Raw genomic sequence first — 16,490 nt, 5'->3', positions numbered from 1 at the left:
GCGTTGTGCTCGGCGATGCGTCTCTCCAGGTCGTGGGTGCTTCCGACGTAGAGCATGTGATCGCGGCAGCGGAGTATGTACATGTAAGGCATGACCCGATTCTGGGCGCGACCACCGACAGTTTCGCGGCAGGTGACCGTGTTGGTCTCGACACGCCTCCGCCTAGCGGCTCCGGCGGCTCGACCGACGGGGCGGACTCAGTGGCTCGACCGACGGGGCGGACTCAGTGGCTCGACCGGGGCGGGGTGGGTCAGATCTCGGCGACGATCACGTCGAGCTGAGAGCCCTTGTTCGTCGGAGCGCCCTCTTCCACGGTCCAGCCGAGGTCGCGGAAGGCGTCGGCGAGCTTCGTGGGGGTCCGGGGGTTGGCGCCGGACTCGAGGAGGGCTCGGACGAGGCGGCCCTTGGTGGCCTTGTTGAAGTGGCTGACCACCTTGCGCTGGCCGTTGTGCTCGTGGAGGACGCGGACGGTGGCGGTGCGGGCGGCGACCTCCTCGGGGCGCCAGAACGCCGCGTACGTCCCGGACCGGAGGTCCACGAGCAGGCCGTCGCCGAGGGCCTCGGTGAGGCCGGCGCCGAGGTGGGCGCGCCAGTGTCCTTGGATGCCGCCGATGCCGGGGAGGGTGGTGTCGCCCGAGAGACGGTACGCAGGGATGCGGTCGGCGAGGCCGACGAGGCCGAACACGGAGCTGGTCACCATGACCCGGCTGGTCGCGCGGCGCTTGGCGGCCGGGGACAGGGTTGCGGGGGAGAGGGCGTCGTAGAGGACGCCGGTGTAGATCCGGTCGGCGCGCGCGGTGGGGGCATCGTGCAGTCCGGCGTTCAAGGTGACGAGCTCGGGCTGGGTCTTCGGGATGCCGAGGATGTCGACGGCATCGTCGGGGCGTGTGGTGCAGAGCTCGACGAGTGCGTCGATGACCTTGGCGCGGGCCGGGTTGAGCACCGGGAGGCGGAGGTCGTCGAGCGCGAGCGGATTGCCGCGTACGGCCGCGGTCTTGCCCTCCGAGGGCGGCAGCAGGATCAGCACGGGGACTATCGTGCCGCCCGGGACGAGGATGGCCGAATCGAGGATTGGGTATCTTTCAATAGGCCTTTGAACTGCGACAACGCGCGAGCCTACGTTCAAAGAATGATCGTCTTGGCCGCCGAGCCCATCTCCGGGCCCAACCTCCGGGGACTCCTCCTCGTGGCCATCATCCTCGGGGTGTTCTGGATGATCCAGGACCTCTCGAAGAAGTCCAGGGCGCGCTCGGAGCACCTACGCGCCAAGCGGTCGCTGACCTCCTCCCAGCGCAAGGCGCTGGCCAAGATCAACAGGTCGGCGAAGGCGCACCACGGGTCCCGGAAGGCTCTGTGGGCGCAGTTCGACGCCTTCAAGGGCAACCCCAAGGCGTTCGGCAAGGAAGCCGCCGCGCTGCACAAGTCGTACAAGGCCTCGAAGAAGAAGTAGCCACTACAGTCTGGCCATGGGTTCCGCACGCATCATCCGGGTCGCCAGCGCCGACAACGGTGTCGCCGCCGCCACGCTCCGCGACGGGATCGCCGCGCTCCAGGCCGAGCTGGGCGTGACCGCCGAGTTCCCGCCGGAGGTGGAGGAGGCGGCGGCCGCCGCCGCGGCCGACCCCGGACTGCCGGAGCTGGACCGCACCGACCTGCCGTTCGTCACGATCGACCCCGAGACGTCGATGGACCTCGACCAGGCGCTCCACCTGGAGCGTGACGGCGACGGCTACGTGGTGCACTACGCGATCGCCGACGTGGCCGCCTTCGTGGCGCCCGGCGACCCGGTCGACCTCGAGGCCAACAAGCGCGGTGAGTCGCTCTACGCCGCCGACGCGAAGATCCCGCTCCACCCCAAGGTGCTCTCCGAGGACGCCGCCTCGCTGCTCCCGGACCAGGTACGTCCCGCCCTGCTGTGGACCCACAAGCTCGACGCCACCGGCGAGGGAACCGACACCTTCGTCGAGCGGGCGCTGGTCAGGTCGCGGGCCAAGCTCTCCTATGACGGCGTGCAGAAGATGTTCGACGGCGAGGGCTTCGGCGACGGCGACTACACCGAGTCGCTCCAGCTGCTGAAGGAGATCGGCGAGAAGCGGATCGCCCTCGAGGCCGCTCGTGGCGGGGTCAACCTGCCGCTGCGCGACCAGGAGATCTCGGTCGAGGGTGATCGTTGGTCCCTGGAGTACCGCGACCTGCTGCCCGTCGAGAACTGGAACGCCCAGATCTCGCTGCTCACCGGCTTCGCCGCCGCGGACCTGATGGTCTACGCCCGGGTCGGGCTGCTGCGGACGCTGCCCGAGCCCGACCCTCGAGACGTCCAGCGACTGCACCGCACGGCTCGCGCGCTCGGCCTGGAGTGGCCAGCGGAGATGCTCTACCCCGACTTCATCCGCTCGCTGGACGGCAGGAACGGCAAGCACGCCGCGATGGCGATCGCGTGCACCCGGCTGCTGCGCGGGAGCGGGTACGCCTCGTTCAACGGTGAGCTCCCCGAGCTGACCGAGCACTCGGCGCTGGCGAACGAGTACATGCACGTGACGGCGCCGCTGCGCCGGCTGATCGACCGCTACGCCGGTGAGGTCTGCCTGGCGCTGTGTGCCGACCAGCCGGTTCCCGATTGGGTGACCAGCGCTTTCACCGCCCTCCCGGAGACCATGCGCGCCTCCTCGCGCACCAGCGGTGCCTACGAGCGCGGCGTCGTCGACCTGGTCGAGGCCGGGTTGCTGTCCCAGCGGGTCGGGGAGACCTTCGCCGCCGTGGTCGTCGAGGTCGACGACGAGGACAAGCAGAAGGGCTCGATCACCGTCGAGGAGCCCGCCATCGAGGCCCGGGTCACCGGCGCGACGGCCCTCCCGCTCGGTGAGGAGGTCGAGGTGCGGCTCGAGACGGCCGACGTCGTCGCCCGGAAGGTCAGCTTCACCATCGACTGACCTCCCGGACGTACGTCGCTCAGGAGATCAGCTCGTCGAGGCGGTTGTAGACCTCGGCGGAGCCCTCGATCACCCGGCTGTGCTCACCCTCGATGGAGACGGGTACGTCACCCTGCACGGTGATCCGCCGCACCTCGCGCGGCAGCTCGTCGAAGTCGGCGACGGCGTAGTGCTGGGTGGCGCGGTTGTCCCAGATCGCGACGTCGCCCCGCTGCCAGTGCCAGCGGACGGTGTTCTCCAGGGCGGTGACCCGGTCCTGGAGCAGGTTGAAGAGGATCGCGCTCTCCTTCTGGTTCAGGCCGCTGAAGTGCTTGACGAAGTGGCCCAGGACGAGCGCGCGCTCGCCGGTCTCGGGGTGGATCCGGACCGCCGGGTGCTCGGTCCGGTAGATCGTCGAGACGAACTCCTCGCGCTTGCGCGCGGCCACGTCGTCGGTGGACGCAGCCTCGTCGGGGCGTACGTAGTCGTAGTCGTTGGAGTGGACCGCCCACAGGTTGTCGACCAGCGCCTTGAGCTGGGGGTGGAGCCTCTCGTAGGCGGTGGCGGTGTTGGCCCAGACGGTGTTGCCGCCGTACTCGGGGATCTCGGCCCCGCGCAGGATCGAGAACGCCGGCGGCCGGTCGACGAAGGTGACGTCGGTGTGCCAGGAGTTGGCGGCCATACCGCGGTTGGCCTTGAGGGTCAGGACGCGGGCGCTGCCGGTGTTCACGGTCGGGTGGGCGGTCGTCAGCGGCCCCAGACGCTCGCCGAACGCGATCTGCGCGCGGTCGTCGAGGTGGTCCTGGCCGCGGAAGAAGACGACCTTGTTCTCCAGGATCGCGGACCGGATCTCGGCGATCGTCTCGGCCGGGAGGTTGCCGGAGAGGGTCACGCCGTCGATGCGGGCGCCGATCCGGCCGCCGACCTTGTGGACGGTGAGCTCGTTGACGGGGGACGTTTCGGTGATGGTCATGCGTGGTCTCCTCTGACGACGTCGATTCGATCTGAATAAAGTCTAGTGAAATACATGACTTAAGACCACGGGTGTCTCACGAGACGTTTGGGCGCTCCGCACAATGATGTAGGTGGGAGCCGGCCGATATCGTGCGCTCATGACGCTCGCCACCCCCGAGACCGTGTTCACCTACGGCTCCCCGCAGCTCAAGTTCGGCACCGGCGCATCGGCCGAGATCGGCTACGACCTCGCCTCGCTGGGCGCCCGCCGGGCGCTGGTGGTGACCGATCCCGGCATCTCCGCGACCGGACTGCCGCAGCGGGTGGCCGAGCAGATGAAGGCGTACGACGTCACGGGCGTCGTCTTCGACGGCGTCCATGTCGAGCCGACCGACGAGAGCATGCGGGCGGCGGTCGCGTTCGCCCGCGAGAACGGGCCGTTCGACGCGATCGTCGCGGTCGGCGGTGGCTCGAGCATCGACACCGCCAAGGCGGTCAACCTGCTGACCACCAACGACGGGTCGCTGGAGGACTATCTGAACGCGCCGGTGGGCCGCGGTCTCGCCCCCGCGAAGCCGCTGCTGCCGCTGGTCGCGGTGCCGACGACCACCGGGACCGGGGCGGAGTCGACGACCGTGTGCGTGCTCGACGTGCTCTCGCTCAAGGTGAAGACCGGGATCTCGCACGCGCGCCTGCGGCCCACGCTGGCCGTCGTCGACCCCGACCTGATGATGACCCAGCCCGCCGGTGTGACCGCCGCGTCCGGGATGGACATCCTGTGCCACGCGCTGGAGAGCTACACGGCCCGCCCCTACACCTCCTACGACCGCAAGGAGCCGTCGCAGCGCGTCCCGTACTGCGGTGCGAACCCGATCTCCGACATGTGGTCGGAGAAGGGACTCTCGCTGCTGGCCGGCTCGTTCCGGCAGGCCGTCGCGCACGGCGGCGACACCCTCGCGCGTGGTGACATGGCGTTCGCGGCGACCTTCGCCGGTCTGGGCTTCGGCAACGCCGGCGTGCACATCCCGCACGCGTGCGCCTACCCGATCGCCGGGCGGGTGCGGGACTTCCACCCGGCGGACTACCCCGGGGACGAGGCGCTGGTGCCGCACGGGATGGCGGTCTCGCTGACCGCTCCGGAGGCCTTCCGCTACACCTTCGACGCGGCGCCCGAGCGGCACCTGCACGCGGCCCGGCTGCTGGCTCCCGGTGTCGACGAGTCGGGGACGGAACCGCGGGACCTGCTCCCCACGGTGCTCGCCGACCTGATGCGCGACATCGGGATCCCGGCGGGCATCGGCGCGGTCGGCTACGAGGCCGGCGACATCCCCGACCTGGTCGAGGGAGCGCTCAAGCAGCAGAGGCTGCTCGCCACCGCGCCGAAGCAGCCGTCGGCAGAGGATCTGACCGGGATCTTCGAGAGGTCCATCACGCTCTGGTGAGGAATGCCCGGCGGGGCTACGACGTTCGGTTGGTTGTCTTCTTCAACCAAACTCTCCGGAGGTCTCCTCGGTGACGTCAGTCCCGCCGCGGCTCTTGCTCGCACTCGCCCTGCTCTCGGCATCCGCGCCGCTTGCGATCGACTTCTACCTACCCTCCTTCCCGCAGATCGGCACGGACCTCGGCGCCGCGGCGAGCAACGTGCAGCTGACCCTCACCGCCTTCCTGATCGGGCTCGCGCTCGGGCAGATCGCCTGGGGGCCGATCTCCGACCGCTTCGGGCGGCTCAAGCCGCTGCTGATCGGCTCGATCGTGGCCGCGGCGGCAGGTGTGCTGGCCGCGCTGGCACCGACGGTCGAGCTGCTGATCGCGGCCCGCTTCCTCCAGGCGCTCGCCGCCGCGGCGGGGATCGTGATGGCGCGGGCGATCGTGGCCGACGTACTCCACGGCTTCGCGGCCGCTCGGGCGATGTCGATCATGATGTCGATCAGCGGGATCGCGCCGATCCTGGCCCCGGTGATCGGCGGCGCGATCGCCGGGTTCGTGCCGTGGCGCGGGGTGCTCGGCATCGTCGCCGCGATCGCCGTCCTGCAGGTCGTCGTCGTGCTCCTGGTCATCCGGGAGTCGCTCCCGGCCGAGCGGCGGAGCCGCCGGGTCGAGTACGCCGACCTCGGCCGTCTCCTCGCCAAGCCCGCCTTCCTCGGCTACACGCTGACCCAGTCGCTCACGTTCGCCACCCTGATGACGTACGTCTCCTCCTCGTCGTTCCTCTACCAGTCGGTGATCGGCACGTCGGCGGCCGTGTACGGCATCGGCTTCGCGGTCAACGCCGCCTTCCTCACCGTCGCCGGGCTGGCCTCGGCTCGGCTGGCCAAGCGGCAGGTGCACCCGGCACGGATCATCCGGTCGGCGCAGCCGGTGCTGGCCGGCGGTGCGCTGCTCGTGCTGGTGGTCGCCGTGCTGCCGGTGCCGAAGGCGCTCATCCTGCTGCCGATCCTGGTCGTCACCACCTGCGTCGGGCTGATCATGGGCAACACCGGCGCCCTCGCCATCGAGCAGGCCCGGCCCTCGGTCGGTGCCGGCTCGGCGCTGATGGGCGGGATCATGTTCCTCGGCGGCGGCCTCGCCTCGCCGCTCGGTGCCGTCGCGGGTGAGCACACCGCGGTGCCGCTGGCGATCACCATGGTGGTCACCTCGATCCTGGGTGCGCTCGCGTTCTCCTTCGCCCGGCGCTCGGTCTCCCGCAACCCGGAGTCGGAGGCGGCTTTCGCCACTGCCGCCTGAGAGGCGTACTCCCGAGGTCCTCGCCGCCGCTCAGGGGTCGACCGCGCGGGTCGATCGCCGGCCTCTCAGGGCTGCGTGCTGCGAGTGGCCTCGACCGTGCCCAGGAGGGCGAGGGCGTCCGCACTGGGGCTGCCTGCTCGGGCCGTCGCGACGGTGAGCTGCTGTCCGGGCGCTTCACGAACGTCGAGCGTCTGGTAAGTCAAGGTGAGCCGGCCGACGTCCGGGTGGTCGATGATCTTCTCGGTCAGGCTGAGGCCCGCCACGGTCTGGTCTGCCCAGAAGGCCGCGAACTCCGAGGATCCGGCGAGCATGCGGGACACGAGCGGAGTGACGGCCGGGTGGGGATCGGCGAAACCGGCGGCCAGGCGCAGGGCGCTGACCGCGGCCCGTGCCACGTGCTCCCAACCGACGAAGTAGGTGCGCGCGGAGGGGTCGAGGAACAAGAAGTCGAATGCCCCCAGGGCCAGCTGCGACGGTCCCAGGAGTGCCTTGGCGGTGGTGTTGGCGGCGAGGATCTGGAAGCCCGGGTCGACGACGTAGGCGGCGGCGTGCGGGAAGGCGTCCATGAGCTGAAGCAGCTCGGGGCCGACCGGTCCGGGCTCGGGCCGGGACGCTGGGCCGAGCCGCGCCAGGCGAAAGGTGTGCTCGCGTGCGTCCGGGCTGAGTCTCAGGGCGCTGCACATGGCATCCACGACCTGCGCCGACGGGGTGCGTTCGCGACCCTGCTCGAGCCGGGTGTAGTAGTCGATGCTGACACCAGCCAGCACGGCGACCTCCTCGCGCCGCAGCCCGCTGACCCGGCGCCGGCCGACGTCGGGCAGGCCGACGTCGGCGGGCGTGAGGCGGGAGCGCTGGGCGCGGAGGAACTCGCCGAGGGGGCCAGGAGATGTCGCCATGCGTTTCACGCTAGTCGCACGCTGCCGGCTCAGGGAGGGTGCGGTTCCCCCTGGCTCGCGGTGTGTGGTCCGGTCGTGCATCAGCCCGGCTGGGGGCCGGCGGAGTCGGTGCGAGCGATGGTCGCCTCCAGGCCGGTGCGGATGCCGGCCATCGTCCGGGCGTAGGCCTCGTCGAGGTCGATGTCGAGCTTGTCGGCCAGGACGAATGTCCACCACATCGACTCGGCGAGCTTGTGCGCCAGCTCGTCGCGCGGGTCACCCTCGATGTCCCAGGTGCCGTCGTGGGCCAGGAGCAGGCGTCCGATACGGCCGACGTCGTTGGAGAAACCGATCATCAGCTCGTGCAGCGACCAGGTCTTGCCGTTGAACCGCTCCTCGAGGACCTCGTAGAGAGAGCGGACGGCGAGGGCCTGGTCGCGGGCGGTGCCCAGTGACGCGGTGGGGTCAGACATGGATGTTCTCCTCGGGGGACGTGACCGATGGGCCGATCGATGGTCGGATGGAGGTGGCCTTGGCTCTGTTCGCCATGGCCAGCAGGGACTCCCTCGGGGTCCTCATCCGCAGGTAGGTCGCCGTCGGTGATCGCGCGGCGGAACCGGTCGGCGAACAGCTCCTGGACCGTGGCGCGGTTCTTGGCGCCATTTCTTACCAAGCGATGACCAGGGTGCCACAGGCCCAGGACGATTCCGTAGCCGCGCGCCTCGTGAGAGGGGGTGCGATCCACCCCGGCTCACACACCCTTCCTGAGAGGTTCGCGCCACCGCAGTCTTGGGGTGCAGGGCGGCCGGACGGGCGCCCGCCTCACGAACCACGAAGGTGGATGACCATGCCCCTTGACCACTACCGCACCCTGGGCCGCAGCGGACTGCGGGTGAGCCCGCTCGCGCTCGGCGCCATGAACTTCGACGACGGCAGCTGGGGCACCGCCCCGCAGGACGCCTTCCGCATCCTGGACCGATACCTCGACCTCGGCGGCAACTTCATCGACACGGCCAACGCGTACAACGGCGGTCGGTCCGAGGAGGTCCTGGGGCGCTACTTCGCGGAGCGGCCGGAGCGCCGTCAGCAGGCGGTGCTCGCCACGAAGTTCGGTGGGACCATGCGCCCCGGCGACCCGAACGCGGGCGGGGCGAGCCGTAAGGCGATCCGCGAGGAGATCGACGCTTCGCTGCGGCGCCTGCGGACCGACTACGTCGACCTCTACTGGATGCACCAGTGGGACCGCCACACCCCGATGGAGGAGACGCTGGCCACGCTCGACGACCTCGTGCGTTCCGGGAAGGTACGCGCGATCGGCGTCTCCAACACCCCGGCATGGTGGGTCGCCCGAGCCGTCACCCTGGCCGAGTGGCGCGATCGCGCGCCCATCGCGGCCCTCCAGGACGAGTACTCCCTGGTGGCGCGGACGCCTGAGGGCGAGCAGTTCGGTCTGGCGAACGAGCTCGGCCTGGGAGTCGTCCCGTGGAGCCCGCTGGCCAGTGGGGCGCTCTCGGGCAAGTACACCCGCACCACACCGACCGCGCCGGACACTCGCCGTGGGGCGTACGTCGCCCCGCACATGGGCGAGGCGCTGTTCGATCTCATCGAGGCCATGAAGCCGATCGCCGACGACGTCGGTGGCACGGTCGCGGGTGTCGCGCTGGCTTGGGTGCGGCAGCAGAAGGCCGTGACGTCCACCTTGATCGGGGCTCGAACGGTCGAGCAGCTGGACGCCAACCTCGCCTCGATCGACATCGAGCTGGACGCCGGTCAGCTCGCTCGGCTGTCCGCGATGACCGCGCCGGAGCTCGACTACCCGATGACGGTGATGGAGAGCATCGCCCTGCCCTTCCAGTACGGGAGCACCACCATCAACGGCCTCACCTCGACAGCCTTCCAGCGATGACCACGACAGCGACGGAGCATGACATGCCCAGCACCGAACCCGACCCCACCATCGCCGAGTGGGTCGCGGCAACCAACACGCACGACACCGCGGCTTACCTGGCGTTCTTCACCGATGACGCCGTCTTGGACGACCCCTCCGTGGGAGAGGTCTTCGAGGGGCATGCCGGGATCGGGGAGTACTTCCGGGCCTACTTCGTCGGATACGACACCCGGACCCGGCTGGTCAGCACCGAGCCGCGCGACGGGTGCCTCCATGTCGAGGTCGAGTTCACCGGCACCTTCCCCGAGGGGCGCGTCGGCGGAGTCTTCGACGTCACGCTGACCGCCGAGCAGAAGATCAGGCACGTGCGGGCCGACCTGCGGCGGTAGGTGGGCGCGCCGAGCCCGGCGAGAGCACCACGGAGGACCGTGTGGGTTCTCGGCGCTGGCTACGCTTCGCGGGGTGAAGCTCCGTGTCCATCAGCAGCGTGCGCTCTCCGCGTTGAGCGCGGCCTGGGGCGCGGGGCGGTCCCGGGCTTGGGTGGTGCTGCCGCCGGGGGCGGGGAAGACGCTGGTCGGGCTGGAGACGGCGCGGGAGGCGATCGGCTCCGGGGCGAAGGTCGTGGTGCTCAGCCCCAACACGGCGATCCAGGGGCAGTGGCTGCGGCAGGCTTCCTCGCTGGGGCTGGAAGCGTCCTCGTCGCGGGATCTGGACGCGCCGCTGACGTCGCTGACCTACCAGTCGGTCGCGGTCTTCGGCGACCCCGACGACGAGGCGGAGACCGGGGAGAGTCATCTGGCCAGGCTGCACGACAACGGCCGGGCGCTGGTCTCTGCCCTGCGATCCGCCGGACCGTTGCTGCTCGTGCTGGACGAGTGCCACCACCTGCTCGAGGTCTGGGGTGAGCTGCTCGGCGAGATCCTGCTGCTGCTACCGGACGCGCGGGTGCTGGGATTGACCGCGACTCCGCCCGAGGCGCTGACCAAGGAGGAGTCCGCGCTGGTCGGGCTGCTGTTCGGGGAGATCGTCTTCTCGACCTCGATCCCGGCCGTCGTGCGCGAGGGCGACCTGGCGCCGTTCGCGGACCTGGTCTGGCTGACCGCGCCGACGCCCTCCGAGCGGGAATGGCTGCGGGGGAGCGCGGAGCGGTTCGAGGAGCTGCTCACCGCGCTGACCTCGGCCGATCTGGGCAGCGTGCCGTTCCTGACCTGGCTGGACCGGCGGTACGTTTCGCGGCCGGCCGGAGCTCCGTCCTGGGCCGAGCTCGCGAAGGCGTGGCCCGACCTGGCCACGGCGGCCCTGCGGGCGCACCATCGCGGGCTGCTCGCCCTGCCCGAGGGGGCGACCCTGACCGAGACGCACCGTCGCGACCCGTCTGCTGAGGACTGGGTGGCGTTGATCGGCGACTGGGTACGCGGACATCTGGCCGCCTCCGAGGCGGAGGCCGACCAGGAGGCGTTGGCCGCGATCAAGCAGGCTCTCCCGGCCGTCGGCTACTCGCTGACCCGGCGCGGCATCCGGGCCGGCCGCTCGCCCGTCGACCGGGTGCTGGCACGCTCCGAGGCCAAGACCACGGCGACCGCCGCCATCGTCGACCACGAGCGCCTCGCGCACGGTGACTCGCTGCGACTTCTCGTCGTCACCGACCACGAGCGTGCCTCGGCCACGTTGCCGGTCGACCTGCGCGGCGTGATCGCCGAGCAGTCCGGCTCCGCGCGCGCGGTGCTCACGGCCTTGTGCGCGTCCCACGACGACGTCCTGCTGGTCACCGGCGCCACCGTCGCCGGGCCACCGGCGACCCTGGCCGCCCTGTTGGCGCACATCGCCGAGACCGACCCTGTTCTGGCCGAGGGCCTGGCGATCGAGAAGGAGGAGGCGTACGCCACCCTCGTGGGGCGCTGGGGAAGCCGGCAGTGGGTCGGGCACGTGACCCGGTTCTTCGAGGCCGGCGGGTGCCGGATCCTGGTCGGGACGCGCGGCCTGCTCGGGGAGGGCTGGGACGCCCGGTCGGTGACCGGGATCGTGGACCTCACCGCGGCCACGACCACGACGGCGGTCGTGCAGCTGCGCGGCCGGTCGCTGCGTACGGATCCGGAGCGGCCCGACAAGGTCGCGGTCAACTGGACCGTCGTCTGTGTCGAGGAGGAGCACCCACGCGGCGACAACGACTGGAAGCGCCTGGTCCGCAAGCACACCGGCTTCTTCGGCGCGGACGAGGACGGCTCCGTCGTCGACGGCGTCGGCCACATCGACGAGTCCTTCTCGCCGTACGCCGCCCCGCCGGAGTCCGACTTCGACATGGTCAACGCCCGCATGGTCGCGCGTTCGGAGGACCGCACGGCGATCCGGGAGCGGTGGCGGATCGGGGAGCCGTACGCCGACGTCGCCGGCCGCACGGTCAGGATCCGGCTCCGCCGGGCGGGTGTGCTGCGCATGCCGTCGGGAGCCGTGCTCGCTCCCCGGCCACCTGCGTTCCGGCTGCTGGAGGGCCGGGTGCCGGAGTGGCACCTTCCGGCCAAGGCCGTCCTCGGGCCCGCGGCGCTGCTGAGCGTCGGGCTGGTCCTGGCGCTCGCCTTCGGTGCCGCCGGCGGGATCGCGGGGGCGGTCGGTGGGCTGGTCGGCGGGTTGTGGGCGCTGTGGGCCGCGTACGTCTATCGGGACGGCACCCGGATCGCCTCCCAGCTGCGCCGGCGCCCGACGGTCGGGGCGGTCGGGGCGGCGGTCGCCGACGCGCTGAACACGACCGGGCGGACCTCGGTCGGCGCCGCCGGTCTCGAGATCGCGGTGGACACCGACGGCAGCTACCGGCTGCATCTGGCCGGGGTTCCCGAGGAGGAGTCGGCGCTCTTCGCCGCCTCGCTCGAGGAGGCGCTGGCACCGATCGCCGCGCCCCGCTACCTGGTCTCGCGTCCGGTCGTCGGTGGCCTGGACCTGCCCGAGACGCTACGGCTCGGGGTGTCGGGAAGGCACACCGCGCAGGCCGAGGCCTGGCACGCGGTCCCGGCCGCCCTCGGCCGTCGCGCCGCCGACGCGAAGGCGTTCCACGCCGCGTGGGCGCACTGGGTCGGCGGCTCCGGACTCCTCTACACCGGCTCACCCGAGGGCGCCGGCGTCCTGGCCGCCCAGCGCGGATCCGACCCCTTCGACGTCACCGCCGTCATCCGCCGCCACTGGTCATGAACGGCCGACGTACCAGAAGGTTGATCGCATGGACCCCGACACCCGGCACCTGCACGCGTCCTCCTTCGGCACCGCCGCGACAGCGTACGCAGCACATCGACCCGACTACGCCCACGACGCCGTCCGATGGGCTCTCCGCCCGGCCCCCGGGCCGCGGGTGCTCGACCTCGGCGCCGGCACGGGCAAGCTGACCGCGACGCTGGCGGCGATGGGCGCCGACGTCACCGCCGTCGAACCCGATCCGGAGATGCTCGGCGAGCTGCGGCGCGAGCTCCCGGAGATCTCGGCGCATCGGGGGAGTGCCGAGTCGATCCCGCTCCCGGACGCGTCGGTCGACGCGGTCCTCGCCGGCAACGCGATGCACTGGTTCGACATGGCGGTCGCCGGCCCCGAGATCGCCAGGGTGCTGACCCCCGGCGGCGTGCTCGCCGGCCTGTGGAACACGGTGGACGACGACGTGGACTGGGTGGCCGATCTGGCGCGGGTCAGCGGCCCCGCGGCGATCGGGCCACGCGACACACCCGCGAGCTGGCGTACCGAGACCGCGGCCCTGCATCTGCCGACGACGCCCGCGCCCGCCCGGTTCGGCTCCCCGGCGCAGCGCGGGTTTCCGCACGGGCAGCGCCGGACGGCCGACTCGCTGGTGGCGACGCTCGGCACCAGGGCCGGCATGCTGGTGATGCCGGAGGACGAGCGGGAGTCCGCCCTCGCCAGGATCCGGAACTACCTCGCGACCAGGTCGGAGACGTCGGCGGGCGAGTTCACCCTCCCGATGGTGACCTGCGTGCTTCGTGTCCGACGACTCTGAGCCTCCGCCGTTCTGGCTCGCAGGACGACAGGTTTCTGTCAGATCGTGGACACCGGTGCCAGAATCTGGACGGATCCCAGACGGCGCCGGTCGGTTGGCTTGTCACGACAACCCACCCACCGAAGGGAAACCATCGTGACCTCCACCATCACCCGACGTATGGTCGGCGCCGTCGTGGCGACCGGCCTCGCCGCCACCGGCGTCCTCGCCATGTCCGGCACCGCCAACGCCGAGGTCGGCACCGGCAACATCGCCGCCGCCTCCTCGGTCTCCGCCCAGTCGACCCAGAACTTCGGTCTCTCCACGACCGAGGCCAAGGCCATCCAGGCGAAGGTGCTGAAGAAGTACGGCTACACCAGCAAGAAGTACCCGGGCAAGATCGACGGCAAGCTCGGCACCAACAGCTGGAAGGCGTTCCAGGTGTACCTGAAGAAGAGTTACGGCTATACCGGCACGATCGACGGCGACCCGGGGAAGAACACCATCAAGGCGCTGCAGCGCCTGCTGCGGCACCAGGTCGGCGCGAAGCTCACCATCGACGGTGTCGCCGGAGCGAAGACGAAGGCCGCGTTCAAGAAGTACGCGACGAAGTTCAGCAAGCCCTGATCCCGTACGTCCCCTGACACCCGGCCGCCGGCGAGATGCCGCGGCCGGGTCTCACATGTCCGCGGTGGGCGTCCAGGTCGGGAACTTGGCGGTGCGGCCGTCTCCGGAGGAGCGCCCGGTGAGGCGGCGGTGGATCCAGGGACCGACGAACTCGCGGTAGTAGGCCAGTCCGTTCTTGCCCGCCGCGGCCTCGAAGTCCAGGTCCCACCAGCCCTGCGGAACCTCGACGCCGAGCGAGTCGAGGACACGCGCGGCGACACGGTGGTGGCCGCGGGCGTTCATGTGGAGCCGGTCCTCGGACCAGAAACGTCCCTCCATGAGGGTGGTGTCGGGCCAGTTGTAGGCGCGCACGATGTCGTCGCGGTGGGCGACGCGCTGCTCGACCAGGTCGCAGAGCTCGTCGCCGCGACGCTGGAAGACCTTGCCGAGCGGCAGCCGGGCCGACGGGTTGGCGCCGGAGAGCAGGATCAGCGTGATCCCGTTGGCGTCGCAGGCCTCGAGCACCGGCTGGAGGAAGTCGGCGATCGCGTTCGCGTCTGCCTTCGGGCGGAGCATGTCGTTGCCGCCGCCGTTGAAGGAGAGGTGGGTCGGCTTCAGCGCCAGCGCGGCGGGGAGCTGCTCCTCCACGATCGGGCGGATCAGGCGCCCGCGGATGGCGAGGTTGGCGTACTCCACCCGAGCTCCCGAGGCCGCCCACCCCTGGGCGACCAGATCGGCCCAGCCGCGAACGTGACCGGTAGCGGTCTCGTCGCCGACTCCTTCCGTGAACGAGTCACCGATCGCGACGTAGCGCACTGCCTCCACGAGTCCTCCCAAGCACCATCAGCGGCGAATATCCATCGCCAGCCTCTGGATTCTAGTCCGCCCGGGGTCTGACCGTGACATCCGTCCCTGGGCTGACGTCGTGGCCGCCTCGGCTCCTCTACGGTGGGGTGCGTGGAGGAGTTGGTACGCCCCTGGCGGCTCGGCCCGCGTGGGCGATGGTGGTTCGACGTCCTGCTCGCCGGCACCCTTTTCCTGATCATCCCGTTCTATGCCATCCAGGCTCTGCTCAGCGGCGACGCGGCCCAGGACGTCTCCAGCACCAACCATGTCGCCGATCTGGTCCTCGTGGTGATCCAGCTCGTACCGCTGCTGTGGCGCCGTCGGCACCCGGTGATCGTCTTCGCCATCGTGGCCGGAGCATGCGGCCTGCAGGTGCTCCTCCTCGACTATCCGCTCGTCTCCCAGGTCTCCTTCCCGATCGCGGTCTACTCGGTGGCGCGTTACGCCAGCCCGCGCTGGGGTCTGGCCGCGCTGGGGGTCGGTCTGTTCGGGGCCGGCCTCGGTGCCCATGACTGGCTGAGCGCGGTCGATACAGCACCCAACATCGAGGTTCGTGACGAACCGGAAGGCATCGACTGGAGCTCCTACATCTCGATCAGCCTCTCGCTCGCCACCTTCCCGGTCGCCGCCTGGGCGCTGGGCGCGCTGGCGCGCACCCGGGCGGCGTACGTCGACTCCCTGATCCAGCGCAACGAGCAGCTGCGCCGCGAGGCCGAGCAGCGCGCCGAGCTCGGGGCGACCCAGGAGCGGGCGCGGATCGCACGCGAGATGCATGACGTCGTGGCCCACGGGCTGAGCGTGATCGTGGTCCAGGCCGACGGCGCGCGCTATGCCGCCGAGCAGGACCCGGCCCTCGCCCCGAAGGCACTGGAGACCGTCGCGCAGACCGCCCGGGAGGCGCTGGCCGAGATGCGGCAGCTGCTCGGCCTGCTGCGCGACGGCGACGCGCTGACCCGTCCGCAGCCCCGGCTGGGCGACATCGCGACCCTCGTCGAGGAGACCCGGGCCGGTGGCATGGAGCTGACCGCGCATCTTCCCGAGCCGGGACTCGCTGTGCCGGAGGGTGTCGCGCTGACCGCCTTCCGGGTGGTGCAGGAGTCGCTCAGCAACGTACGCAAGCACGCCGGTCCGGGTGCCGCGGCCAGGGTCACCGTGACGGTCGAGGAGAGCAGCCTCGCGATCGAGGTCATCGACGACGGCCGAGGGGCTGCCGCGGACGGGTCCGCTGATCCCGGCGGCGGACTCGGTCTGATCGGAATGCAGGAGCGCATCTCCGCCCACGGCGGCACGCTCGAGACCGGCCCGGCCTCCGGCGGCGGCTTCCGTGTCTACGCGAGACTCTCCCTATGACTGGCCCTATGACGATCCGAGTCTTTCTCGTCGACGACCAGGAGCTCGTCCGCGCCGGCTTTCGGATGCTCATCGACTCCCAGCCCGACCTGAGCGTCGTCGGTGAGGCCGGCGACGGCCAGGAGGCGGTCGTCGCGCTGGGCCGGACCGAGGCCGACGTGGTCCTGATGGACGTACGCATGCCGCGCATGGACGGCGTCGAGGCGACCGGTCTGATCGCCGGCCGCGAAGGCGCACCCAGGGTGATCGTGCTGACCACCTTCGACCTCGACGAGTACGCCTTCGCCGCGATCCGGGCGGGCGCCGCGGCGTTCCTGCTCAAGGACGCCCGGCCCGAGGACCTGCTCACCGCGATCCGCACCGTGCATGCC

Annotated in this window: 17 protein-coding genes; 11 read left to right on the top strand and 6 right to left on the bottom strand. The window is 70.9% G+C overall.

The genetic code is table 11. The features are described from left to right. On the bottom strand, window positions 1-83 hold an 83-nt coding region (locus tag ACFU7D_RS22530; RefSeq protein ID WP_378871408.1), incomplete at its 3' end, for a GIY-YIG nuclease family protein. 167 nt (window positions 84-250) lie between these two features. Further along, window positions 251-1,027, bottom strand: a complete 777-nt coding sequence (gene yaaA, locus ACFU7D_RS22525; RefSeq protein ID WP_378871405.1) for a peroxide stress protein YaaA — start codon at window positions 1,025-1,027, stop codon at window positions 251-253. Window positions 1,028-1,129: 102 nt separating this feature from the next. Between yaaA and ACFU7D_RS22520 the strand changes: the two genes are divergently transcribed. Then, window positions 1,130-1,450: a hypothetical protein gene (locus ACFU7D_RS22520; protein ID WP_378871402.1), complete on the top strand. Its 321-nt coding sequence runs from the start codon at window positions 1,130-1,132 to the stop codon at window positions 1,448-1,450. A 16-nt stretch (window positions 1,451-1,466) separates the two neighbouring features. Further along, on the top strand, window positions 1,467-2,930 hold the full coding sequence (locus ACFU7D_RS22515; protein WP_378871399.1) for an RNB domain-containing ribonuclease: 1,464 nt from the start codon (window positions 1,467-1,469) through the stop codon (window positions 2,928-2,930). Window positions 2,931-2,949: 19 nt separating this feature from the next. Here ACFU7D_RS22515 and ACFU7D_RS22510 read toward each other — a convergent pair whose 3' ends face one another. Further along, window positions 2,950-3,882, bottom strand: coding sequence for a TauD/TfdA dioxygenase family protein (locus ACFU7D_RS22510; RefSeq protein ID WP_378871397.1), 933 nt, complete (start codon window positions 3,880-3,882; stop codon window positions 2,950-2,952). A gap of 139 nt (window positions 3,883-4,021) precedes the next feature. On the opposite strand from ACFU7D_RS22510, the gene ACFU7D_RS22505 reads away from it, so the two are divergent. Together ACFU7D_RS22505 and ACFU7D_RS22500 are read left to right on the top strand one after the other, a co-directional pair. Continuing rightward, window positions 4,022-5,305: a hydroxyacid-oxoacid transhydrogenase gene (locus ACFU7D_RS22505; protein ID WP_378871394.1), complete on the top strand. Its 1,284-nt coding sequence runs from the start codon at window positions 4,022-4,024 to the stop codon at window positions 5,303-5,305. 70 nt (window positions 5,306-5,375) lie between these two features. Then, window positions 5,376-6,587 carry a multidrug effflux MFS transporter gene (locus ACFU7D_RS22500; RefSeq protein ID WP_378871392.1) on the top strand — a complete coding sequence of 404 codons (1,212 nt, stop codon included), beginning with the start codon at window positions 5,376-5,378 and terminating at the stop codon, window positions 6,585-6,587. 65 nt (window positions 6,588-6,652) lie between these two features. Here the strand turns inward: ACFU7D_RS22500 and ACFU7D_RS22495 are convergent, their stop codons facing one another. Both ACFU7D_RS22495 and ACFU7D_RS22490 read right to left on the bottom strand, forming a co-directional pair. Beyond that, window positions 6,653-7,483: a helix-turn-helix transcriptional regulator gene (locus ACFU7D_RS22495; protein WP_378871389.1), complete on the bottom strand. Its 831-nt coding sequence runs from the start codon at window positions 7,481-7,483 to the stop codon at window positions 6,653-6,655. A gap of 80 nt (window positions 7,484-7,563) precedes the next feature. Beyond that, window positions 7,564-7,935: a hypothetical protein gene (locus tag ACFU7D_RS22490; RefSeq protein ID WP_378871387.1), complete on the bottom strand. Its 372-nt coding sequence runs from the start codon at window positions 7,933-7,935 to the stop codon at window positions 7,564-7,566. A gap of 374 nt (window positions 7,936-8,309) precedes the next feature. On the opposite strand from ACFU7D_RS22490, the gene ACFU7D_RS22485 reads away from it, so the two are divergent. The 5 genes from ACFU7D_RS22485 to ACFU7D_RS22465 all read left to right on the top strand — a co-directional run bounded on the left by ACFU7D_RS22485 (window position 8,310) and on the right by ACFU7D_RS22465 (window position 13,944). Continuing rightward, window positions 8,310-9,368 carry an aldo/keto reductase gene (locus ACFU7D_RS22485; protein ID WP_378871384.1) on the top strand — a complete coding sequence of 353 codons (1,059 nt, stop codon included), beginning with the start codon at window positions 8,310-8,312 and terminating at the stop codon, window positions 9,366-9,368. 23 nt (window positions 9,369-9,391) lie between these two features. After that, window positions 9,392-9,739, top strand: coding sequence for a YybH family protein (locus ACFU7D_RS22480; RefSeq protein ID WP_378871381.1), 348 nt, complete (start codon window positions 9,392-9,394; stop codon window positions 9,737-9,739). A gap of 73 nt (window positions 9,740-9,812) precedes the next feature. After that, on the top strand, window positions 9,813-12,530 hold the full coding sequence (locus ACFU7D_RS22475; protein WP_378871379.1) for a DEAD/DEAH box helicase: 2,718 nt from the start codon (window positions 9,813-9,815) through the stop codon (window positions 12,528-12,530). 28 nt (window positions 12,531-12,558) lie between these two features. Then, entirely contained in the window at window positions 12,559-13,338 is a 780-nt protein-coding gene (locus ACFU7D_RS22470; RefSeq protein WP_378871376.1) for a class I SAM-dependent methyltransferase, read from the top strand. Between the two features lie 135 nt (window positions 13,339-13,473). Further along, window positions 13,474-13,944: a peptidoglycan-binding domain-containing protein gene (locus ACFU7D_RS22465; RefSeq protein WP_378871373.1), complete on the top strand. Its 471-nt coding sequence runs from the start codon at window positions 13,474-13,476 to the stop codon at window positions 13,942-13,944. Between the two features lie 51 nt (window positions 13,945-13,995). On the opposite strand, the gene ACFU7D_RS22460 is transcribed toward ACFU7D_RS22465, so the two are convergent. After that, on the bottom strand, window positions 13,996-14,748 hold the full coding sequence (locus ACFU7D_RS22460; protein WP_378731045.1) for an SGNH/GDSL hydrolase family protein: 753 nt from the start codon (window positions 14,746-14,748) through the stop codon (window positions 13,996-13,998). Between the two features lie 132 nt (window positions 14,749-14,880). Here ACFU7D_RS22460 and ACFU7D_RS22455 point away from each other — a divergent pair, with 132 nt between their 5' ends. After that, entirely contained in the window at window positions 14,881-16,119 is a 1,239-nt protein-coding gene (locus ACFU7D_RS22455; protein ID WP_378871371.1) for a sensor histidine kinase, read from the top strand. A gap of 8 nt (window positions 16,120-16,127) precedes the next feature. Then, on the top strand, window positions 16,128-16,490 hold a 363-nt coding region (locus tag ACFU7D_RS22450), incomplete at its 3' end, for a response regulator transcription factor (protein WP_378871369.1).

It is taken from the genome of Nocardioides sp. NPDC057577 (assembly GCF_042801335.1).
Lineage (GTDB): Bacteria > Actinomycetota > Actinomycetes > Propionibacteriales > Nocardioidaceae > Nocardioides.
The sequence above is the reverse complement of the archived record's forward strand: the minus strand, read 5'-3'. Positions and strand labels throughout refer to the sequence as shown.